Genomic DNA, 1123 nt, shown 5'->3' on the forward strand with positions numbered 1-1123 from the left:
GGTGCATGTTGCAGCAATCTTCTATAACGGTGTACCTAATACGACAGATAATGAATTATATATTAATGGCGTAAAGCAGAACATAGCAGCGGTTAAGGGAAAGACAACGTATCCAGTTTCGGCAACCCCGAAAGCCTTTATATCAGGAAACAGCGATAAGAACCTATACCGATTTGGCGGTAAAATAGGTGAGGTACGAATATGGAATTATCCATTGTCTCAAGAGGAAGTACAGACAAATAGAGATCAAGTATTGCTGTTGAGAGAGCCTGGATTGGTGGAGTATAGGAAGCTAGGACGTGTTCCTGCTAGTAAAGATTTCAAGAGAAAAGAACAATTAATGTTGAATAATATTTCAGCTAATAACAAAGCTGGTGCTAAGAATACTGTTGAATTTTGGATGTATTGGGACGGAACCGATTCTGTGATGCCATTTTCATGGAATACGAACTATTCACTGTGGTTTGCAGACGGATATTTTGGATTTAACACTGGTGAAAGCAACATTATAGGTATATCTTCGGCCAAATTACGTAATCGTTGGGTGCACGTAGCTGCAACTTTCTATAACGGTATACCTAACGCGGTTGATAATGAATTATACATTAACGGTGTGAAGCAAAATTTAGCCGCAGTTAAAGGAAATACGTCCTATTCTGTTGCAGCGACGACGTCAGCGTTTATATCAGGAGGTGGAGATCGTGATTTATATCGATTTGGCGGTAAACTCGGCGAGATGCGAGTGTGGAGTTATCCGCTAACGCAACCAGAGATAAAGGCTAATATGTATAAGATGCTTTCAGGAATGGAAGAAGGATTAGCAGGCTATTGGAAGTTAAGCGAAGCACCTCAATTGAATTCATCTCTGAAATTTAACAGTACGAATCAAATTAAAATGAATAACGTCGAAGTAAATCAATCGGCAGGAGCTAAAAATACGGTAGAATTCTGGATGAAATGGGACGGAACTAATTCTGTCATGCCTTTCTCGTGGAACACGAACTATTCGCTCTGGATCGCAGATGGATATTTCGGTTTTAATACGGGTGAAAGTAACATCATTGGTATACCATCAGATCAGTTAAAAGACAAATGGGTGCATGTTGCAGCAATCTTCTATAAC

General features: G+C 39.7%; 1 protein-coding gene. It reads left to right on the forward strand.

From position 1 onward, the window contains the following. A partial coding sequence (locus BBG47_RS28135) for a LamG domain-containing protein (RefSeq protein ID WP_139070821.1) occupies positions 1–1123 on the forward strand: 1123 nt, incomplete at both ends.

It is taken from the genome of Paenibacillus sp. KS1 (assembly GCF_001680695.1).
GTDB lineage: Bacteria > Bacillota > Bacilli > Paenibacillales > Paenibacillaceae > Paenibacillus_B > Paenibacillus_B suaedae.